Annotated in this window: 7 protein-coding genes and 1 pseudogene; 4 read left to right on the forward strand and 4 right to left on the reverse strand. The window is 47.4% G+C overall.

All coding sequences use genetic code 11. The features are described from left to right. Positions 1 to 109: pseudogene (locus tag RLO19_RS26220) on the forward strand (IS200/IS605 family transposase); the annotation flags it as partial. Here the strand turns inward: RLO19_RS26220 and RLO19_RS26225 are convergent. From RLO19_RS26225 to RLO19_RS26240, 4 genes are all read right to left on the reverse strand, one after another. Beyond that, positions 106 to 1,203 carry a hypothetical protein gene (locus tag RLO19_RS26225; RefSeq protein ID WP_446360328.1) on the reverse strand — a complete coding sequence of 366 codons (1,098 nt, stop codon included), beginning with the start codon at positions 1,201 to 1,203 and terminating at the stop codon, positions 106 to 108. The pseudogene RLO19_RS26220 and the gene RLO19_RS26225 overlap by 4 nt on opposite strands. Before the next feature lie 51 nt (positions 1,204 to 1,254). After that, positions 1,255 to 1,863 carry a TIGR04282 family arsenosugar biosynthesis glycosyltransferase gene (locus RLO19_RS26230; protein WP_446360329.1) on the reverse strand — a complete coding sequence of 203 codons (609 nt, stop codon included), beginning with the start codon at positions 1,861 to 1,863 and terminating at the stop codon, positions 1,255 to 1,257. Positions 1,864 to 2,124: 261 nt separating this feature from the next. Beyond that, positions 2,125 to 3,108 (reverse strand): quinolinate synthase NadA, encoded by a 984-nt coding sequence (gene nadA / locus RLO19_RS26235; protein ID WP_446360330.1) that lies wholly within the window; start codon positions 3,106 to 3,108, stop codon positions 2,125 to 2,127. Between the two features lie 103 nt (positions 3,109 to 3,211). Continuing rightward, a complete protein-coding gene (locus RLO19_RS26240; RefSeq protein WP_446360331.1) occupies positions 3,212 to 3,583 on the reverse strand; it encodes a hypothetical protein in 372 nt (123 codons plus the stop codon). Between the two features lie 70 nt (positions 3,584 to 3,653). Here RLO19_RS26240 and gcvH point away from each other — a divergent pair, with 70 nt between their 5' ends. The 3 genes from gcvH to RLO19_RS26255 all read left to right on the forward strand — a co-directional run bounded on the left by gcvH (position 3,654) and on the right by RLO19_RS26255 (position 7,523). Continuing rightward, a complete protein-coding gene (gcvH, locus tag RLO19_RS26245) occupies positions 3,654 to 4,046 on the forward strand; it encodes a glycine cleavage system protein GcvH (protein WP_446360332.1) in 393 nt (130 codons plus the stop codon). Positions 4,047 to 4,310: 264 nt separating this feature from the next. Further along, positions 4,311 to 7,292 (forward strand): aminomethyl-transferring glycine dehydrogenase, encoded by a 2,982-nt coding sequence (gene gcvP / locus RLO19_RS26250; RefSeq protein WP_446360333.1) that lies wholly within the window; start codon positions 4,311 to 4,313, stop codon positions 7,290 to 7,292. Positions 7,293 to 7,298: 6 nt separating this feature from the next. Next, a complete protein-coding gene (locus RLO19_RS26255) occupies positions 7,299 to 7,523 on the forward strand; it encodes a hypothetical protein (RefSeq protein ID WP_446360334.1) in 225 nt (74 codons plus the stop codon). Positions 7,524 to 7,760: the final 237 nt, after the last annotated feature.

Genomic DNA, 7,760 nt, shown 5'->3' on the forward strand with positions numbered 1-7,760 from the left:
TGTTTTATGGACAGGCGCTTATTTTGTCGCTAGTTGTGGCGGTGTTACCATTGAACAGCTAAAAGTCTACGTTCAAAGCCAAGATTGTCCGGATTCATCCCATCGCTAAAAGCGAGGGTCTTCTCCGGACGCTAAGATAAACCTTGTCCCTTCTGGAATGAGATCACAGATATTCACCCCATTAACCCCTGTGCCACCATTTGACAAGAAATAGATCGTGTATTCAAGAATATCACCACTTTGCAAAACTCTATCTGGACTAATTCTGGGAACACCTAAAAGCCCTCCCCCAGGTAGCTGAGACCACCCACTAGCATTATCATCAGGATCATTGGGATCGTCTACAAAAGTATTAAAGTTAATTCCTTCTAGCACTTGTCCATCTCTGTTCACCTGAGTAATGCGCTTCACCAGAAGCAGGCGCGGTTCTCCGGCAAAAAACACTTCTGCACTAGCTCGATCATTCCCAGGATTTGGATCATCTTGATCTAAAGCACTAATCACCGCCGTGTTAATAACAGAACCAGGAATATCCCCAGTGGCGATAATCTCTAACGTAGCCTCGTTACCATTGGCTAGATTCCCCACTGACCAAATTCCGGTTCTGCTATTGTATGAACCTTGAGACGCGGTTGCCGATCTGAATGTTACCTCAGTTGGCAAGGGTTCCGTCACCACCACATCGGTAGCATCATTAGTATCGTTATTGGTCAGAGTAATAATATACGTTATATCGTCTCCCACATTTGCCCGGTTTTGGCGTGCTGTTTTACTCAAGCCGAGGTCAACCGATTGCAAGGGAATCGTAGCACTATCTTGGTCATCCTCACCAGCAATGCTATTTCCTGGTGTAGAATCTGGGTCAGGTCGATCTGAGGCTATCACTTGCGCTCGATTAACTACCGTTTCACTTGTGGTTAAGGTTGCCTCAATTTGCAACGTGGCGCTACTATCGTTATCAAGATTGCCCACTGTCCAGACGCCAGTTTGGTTATCATAGCTTCCCTGGCTGGCTGTTGCTGAAATAAAGCTCAATCCGGCGGGTAATGAGTCCCTAACTCGCACATCAGTCGTGGCTAGAGGTCCATCATTGGTGACGGTGATGGAGATGGTTACATTTTCCCCCGGTGCAGCACTAGCAGGGGCGACAGTCTTAGTTAGGCTCAAGTCGGCGGTTCGTTCGATCGGGGCTAATCTAATCACACTTTTTCGGTAAAAAAATCAGTCTTTCGATAGAGGACAACTATTCTGTCCTCACCTGCTCAAATCTTCTGGACGGTCAATATCATGGAGCATTGGCTCAAATGCGATGGCTAATCCCAAGTTATCGGCAATCTTTACAGTTTGTTGTCTGACTTGTGAGGTTCCCCAATTAATTCCCACAAAGAGTTCAGGAATTAACCGCCGCAAACCAATCAGATAATATCCCCCATCTTGGGCAGGTCCTAATACTAAATCGTGCGCTTCAAGACATTGAAATGCTTCAGACATTATTTGAGTGTCTAAATCGGGGCAATCTGTACCAATAATCACCACTCCAGTCATTCCCGCCGCAAATGATCTCTCAAATGCCGATGCCATTCGCTCGCCTAAATCTCCTTCACTTTGTTGACGGCAAATCACATCAGCACCTAACCACAATTCCATTAGCTGTTGATTCCCTCCAGCAAAATGAATTTCTACAGATACAGGATGAAACTCTTGCAGTTTTTTGGCTTTAGCCAGGGTATTTTCTGCCATCTGGCGTTGCAGGTTTGCCGCACCTTCCTCACCTAGAGCGGGAATCATACGTGTTTTGGTTTTTCCTGGTTCGGGATAGCGGGTGAAAATAATTAGAGATTCTTTTACAGTAGCTGGAGTCATTCGATTAAGGGATTAGGGCGGGTTTCGTTGTGCAGTTTGAGGTTGGTTAACTCATTTTAACCCTAAACCCGCCCCTACATCTTTGGCGTGCGATCGCGCCGGAAAATCCGGTGGGTTTTGTTGTCCGGTTTTCGGTTAATATATCAATCTGATATCGCGGCATAAAATCCCATGTAGGGGCGGGTTTAGGACGAAAATTAACAGAGAAATCAATAACGTTTCTACAAAACCCGCCCTTCCCCACCCTGTCACTGACTGAACTTAAACCTTGACCTTGGCACTCATGTCTAACATGCGCTGAATCGGTTGTAAAGCCGCAATCCGAATGTGTTCGGGTAACGTAATTTCTGGCTGACGCTGCTTCATCGCTAGATAGAGTTTTTCCAGCGTATTCAACCGCATGAACGGACATTCATTACAGTTACAATTATTAGTTGAAGGTGCTGGAATAAAACGCTTATGGGGCATTTCTTTTTGCATTTGGTGAATAATTCCCGGTTCTGTCACCACAATAAATTTTGAACGGGGACTGGTTTGCGAATACTTCAACAGCGCTGTTGTTGAGCCAATGTAGCTCGCGTGACGTAATACCGGAGGTTCGCATTCGGGATGAGCAATAACCTCGGCGTCGGGGTGTTCAATCTGTAGCTGTACAATTCTCTTTTCCGAGAAGGTTTCGTGAACAATACAACTCCCTTGCCACAGGAGCAAATCACGACCCGTCTGCTGCATCACATAACGCCCTAAATTCCGGTCTGGGGCAAAAATAATCGGTTGATCTGGGGGAATTTGCTGGACAATTTCGACGGCGTTGGAACTGGTGCAAATAATATCACTCATCGCCTTAATTTCGGCGGAGCAATTGATATAAGATATGACTAAATGGTCAGGGTGTTCTGCCTTAAATTGGGCAAACGCATCCGGGGGACAACTATCAGCGAGAGAGCAACCGGCGTTTAAGTCGGGTAGGAGAACGAGTTTGTCGGGATTGAGGATTTTGGCAGTTTCTGCCATGAAATGAACACCCGCAAAGACGATGACATCTGCATCTGTATTAGCTGCTTGGCGAGAAAGTCCTAAAGAATCGCCAATATAATCGGCAATATCCTGAATATCGGGGTCTTGGTAGTAGTGGGCAAGGATAACGGCGTTGAGTTCCTGCTTGAGGATGTCAATGGCGTTAAATAGGTCATCGGGAATTGACCCAAAGGGTTGGGTCGTTTGAGGCAGTACGGTTGTAAACAATGTTGTAAATTACCCGGAATATATACCTTCCAAATTAATTATAGTGATTTTTACCAAAAATAGCAGGGGTGATGTCATTCTTTCTTGACGAATTGGTCATCTGTCATTTGTCCGGGGATTGAGTTTTGGCAATTAACTGGGCAAACTCTTGTAACGTTTTCCCATATTGCTCCCCAGCCACCCAGAACAAATCATTATGACTAGCACCATCTACCCACAAGGAGAGTTTTGGTTCAGGGGCGGCGGCAAATAGGCGTTTTCCGTGGGAGAGGGGGATCGTTTCATCGGCAGCCGTCGTCAATTTGAGAATGTCAGGGGTGTCTGGGTAGCTAGAGGGGGAGGGTAGGAAAATCATCCGATCTGCGAAGAAGAAGACGTATAAGGCAAAGAAGACGTAGATAAAAATTAGCGATCGCACGAGTCGTTTCCAGGTAAACTCACCCAATAGCCGCCGTTTGAGGATTTCTTTATCCATCTGTTTATTATGTATTATGGCGCGATCGGAAGTTGTACACTTAGCTTTGCTGCTTTCTTGAGGAGATGAAATGGCTTTAGAGTATCCTGATGACTTAAAGTATCTAGACAGCCACGAGTATGTACGACTCGACGGGGAAATTGCCACTATCGGGATTAGTGCCTTTGCCATCGATCAGTTAGGTGATATTGTGTTCATCGAACTGCCCGATGTGAATAGTGCTTTGGAAAAAGGGGAAACCTTTGGCACGATTGAATCGGTGAAAGCCGTTGAGGATATGTATGCCCCGGTTACAGGAACGGTGATTGAACGCAACGATGCTGTCGTGGAATCTCCCGAAGTGATTGCTGAAGATCCTTATGGTGAAGGCTGGTTTCTGAAAGTGCGGGTTAATGATGCCGATGAATTAGAAGACGCTTTGTCGGCGTCTGAATATCAGGCTCAGGTTGAGGGAGAAGAGTAAGCGTTAGGGGATCACAGGGGCAGGGAGGGGTGCAGGGGTGCAGGGTGGTAGGGGCGGGTTTAACCGATAACGTTCTGGAGACATAGCCCTAACTTAACTAAACCCGCCCTTGTTGGGGTGTCGAGGGACAGGGGGAAGGAAAGAATCAAGGAGATTTGGACGCGACACCCAGCACGATCGCGAATGGTTTGTTAAAAAATAATAAGGAGTCGTCCTGACTCTAGTGGCTTGATCCACCCAAATCTTTGAATGAATCGGTTTGATATGACTAACTCAAATGTCTCAGTTAATCCAGACACAACCCTCAATGGCGTCTCTAATGATTCTCAGCCAACTGTTTCTGCGGCGGCGGATCATTTAGTATCAACCGATTCTTATGCTAGACGGCATATTGGTGTCAATGCTGAAGACGTAGGGCAAATGCTGGATATCTTGGGCTACTCTAGCTTGGATGAACTGATTGATGGCGCTGTCCCCTCAACCATTCGGCTAAATCATCCGCTCAACTTACCCCCTGCCCAAAGCGAAAAAGCTGCCCTTACCCAACTTCAGGACATTGCCTCAAAAAACCAGGTGTTTCGCTCATTCATCGGCATGGGGTATCACGACTGTATTACCCCACCGGTGATCCAGCGGAATATTCTGGAAAATCCAGGCTGGTATACAGCCTACACCCCCTATCAAGCCGAAATTGCCCAAGGGCGACTGGAGGCGTTGCTGAACTTTCAAACCCTAATTATTGATTTAACGGGTTTGGATATCGCCAATTCGTCGTTACTGGATGAAGGAACAGCGGCGGCGGAAGCCATGAGTATGAGTTATGGCTTGTGCACAACTAAAGCCAATGCCTTCTTTGTCTCTCAGGATTGCCATCCCCAAACGATTCAGGTGGTGCAAACCCGTGCCAAACCATTGGGAATTGAGATTATTGTCGGTGATCATCAGACATTTGAGTTTGAGTCGCCAATTTTTGGCGCATTACTGCAATATCCTGCCACTGATGGCACGATTTACGATTACCGGGAGTTTGTGAGTAAGGTACATGAGGCGGGCGGTTTAGTCACGGTTGCGGCTGATCCCTTGAGTCTAACCCTGCTGACACCTCCGGGTGAATTCGGTGCGGATATTGCCGTAGGAACGACTCAACGCTTTGGTGTACCCCTGGGATACGGTGGACCCCATGCGGCATATTTTGCCACCCGTGAGGCGTATAAACGGCAGGTTCCAGGGCGAATTGTCGGTGTGTCTAAGGATGCCCAAGGTAAACCCGCTTTGCGCCTTGCCCTACAAACCCGGGAACAGCATATCCGTCGGGATAAAGCCACGAGTAATATTTGTACCGCCCAAGTCTTGTTGGCGGTGATTGCCAGTATGTACGCGGTTTATCATGGACCAGAGGGACTTAAGCAAATTGCTCTGCGTGTCCATCGGTTAACGATGATATTGGCAGCCGGGTTAGAACGCTTGGGTTATAACATTAGTTCACAACCGTTCTTTGATACGGTGCGGGTGGAGTTAGATGCCCAGGAACTCGGCGATATACTCAAGGGGGCGCAAGCCAGGGGGATGAATCTGCGGGTGTTGGATGAAGCTGCGATCGCGATTACCCTGGATGAAGTGACAACGTTCCAAGATGTGGTGACTCTCCTGGATATTTTCGGATCAGTTGGCGTTGAGGGCATTGATTCGCTACCGTTTCCCGTTGACTCTCTGCTGAAACGAGACGTTGACAGCTTTGAACCTCCTTTTACCCGCACCCGTTCCTATCTTACTGACCCAGTTTTTCACCGTTATCATTCAGAAACCGAATTATTGCGCTATATCCATCGTCTCCAAGCTAAGGATTTATCTCTCACCACCTCAATGATTCCCTTGGGTTCTTGTACGATGAAACTCAATGGCACAGCCGAGATGATGCCGATTACTTGGGCGGAATTTAGCCAAATTCATCCCTTTGCCCCCTTATCTCAAACCCAGGGATATCAGATTTTATTCCAACAGCTTGAGGCGTGGTTGGCAGAAATTACCGGGTTTGCCGGGATTTCCTTACAACCCAATGCGGGGGCGCAAGGGGAATATGCGGGATTGCTGGTGATTCGCCAGTATCATGAACATCGGGGTGAGGGACATCGCCAGATTTGTTTGATTCCCCAATCTGCCCATGGGACGAATCCGGCGAGTGCAGTTATGGCAGGATTAAAGGTGGTAGCCGTTGCCTGTGATGACCAAGGGAATATCGATGTGGCGGATTTGAAGGCAAAGGCAGAAAAGCACAGCCAGAATTTAGCGGCGTTGATGGTGACGTATCCGTCTACTCATGGCGTTTTTGAGGAAGAAATCCGCGAAATTTGCGATACGATTCATGCTCATGGTGGACAAGTGTATCTGGATGGGGCGAATATGAATGCCCAAGTGGGATTGTGTCGTCCTGGGGACTATGGGGCAGATGTTTGCCATTTAAATTTACACAAAACTTTTTGTATTCCTCATGGTGGTGGGGGTCCGGGAATCGGACCGATTGGGGTACAGTCTCATTTAGTGCCGTTTTTGCCGGATGTGTCGTTTGTTAAAGGTTATGGATCGGTGACAAATCACGATTCCGTGGGCGTTGTGGCGTCAGCCCCCTGGGGAAGTGCGAGTATTTTACCGATTTCCTGGATGTATATCGCTTTGATGGGGGCAGATGGGTTAACCCAAGCGACGAAGGTGGCGATTTTGAATGCGAATTATATTGCCCATCGCTTAGCGCCTTATTATCCGATTTTGTATCAGGGGAAGTCGGGTTTAGTGGCGCATGAATGTATTTTAGATTTGCGGGGCTTGAAAAAGTCAGCCGGGATTGAGGTGGATGATATTGCCAAGCGGTTAATGGATTATGGGTTCCATGCGCCAACGGTTTCTTGGCCCGTAGCGGGGACAATGATGGTGGAACCGACGGAAAGTGAGTCAAAGGAGGAGTTGGATCGGTTCTGTGATGCGATGATTGGGATTCGCCAAGAGGTTGAGGCGATTGAGTCAGGGGAGGTTGATCGGGAGAATAATCTGCTGAAAAATGCTCCTCATCCGGCGGAGGTTTTAATTGCAGGGGAATGGAATCGCCCCTATTCTCGCGAACAAGCCGCTTATCCCGCACCATGGACAAGGGAACACAAGTTTTGGGCGGCGGTAGGGCGGATTGACAATGCCTTTGGCGATCGCCATCTAGTTTGTTCTTGTGTGGGTATGGAGGCGTATAACCAAGATTAAACCTATTTGGTTATTGTTTTTAGGGTTTGTCGGATTTTTCGGATTCGTCGGATTCGTCGGATTTGTCGGGTTTGTCGGATTCGTTGGATTTGTCGGATTTGTAGGGGCGAAGCATTCTTGCCCAAAACTTACTACGAAGCCCATAACTTTCTTCAAGAATGCTTCGCCCAGATCTCAACCGCCAAGTCACAAAACAATTACTATCCAAGGCAGAGGGTACAAGGTTGGTAGGGGCAGATTTGACTGACGTTTAGATCCCCCTCTTCCCTTCAAAAGGAAGAAGCTATTGGAATACCTGCCAATTGTGCAGCTAACTTGAGGAACTAGCGGGACTTAAACAAAAATCAACGCCAAATAAAGCCCAAACTGGCTTTATAAGCGACAAATACGTCTCTATTTTCGTTTAACCAAGCGATAAAAGCACTTGACATTGCTGTACGAAATGCTTCTAAAGCATCAGCAAAACTC

It is taken from the genome of Coleofasciculus sp. G2-EDA-02 (assembly GCF_040226375.1).
Classification (GTDB): domain Bacteria; phylum Cyanobacteriota; class Cyanobacteriia; order Cyanobacteriales; family Coleofasciculaceae; genus Coleofasciculus.

Excerpts from the sequence above, each read along its gene's own strand:
- RLO19_RS26230 (WP_446360329.1), bottom strand. The coding sequence starts at position 1,863 with ATGACTCCAGCTACTGTAAAAGAATCTCTAATTATTTTCACCCGCTAT.
- RLO19_RS26240 (WP_446360331.1), bottom strand. The coding sequence starts at position 3,583 with ATGGATAAAGAAATCCTCAAACGGCGGCTATTGGGTGAGTTTACCTGG.
- gcvH (WP_446360332.1), top strand. The coding sequence starts at position 3,654 with ATGGCTTTAGAGTATCCTGATGACTTAAAGTATCTAGACAGCCACGAG.
- gcvP (WP_446360333.1), top strand. The coding sequence starts at position 4,311 with ATGACTAACTCAAATGTCTCAGTTAATCCAGACACAACCCTCAATGGC.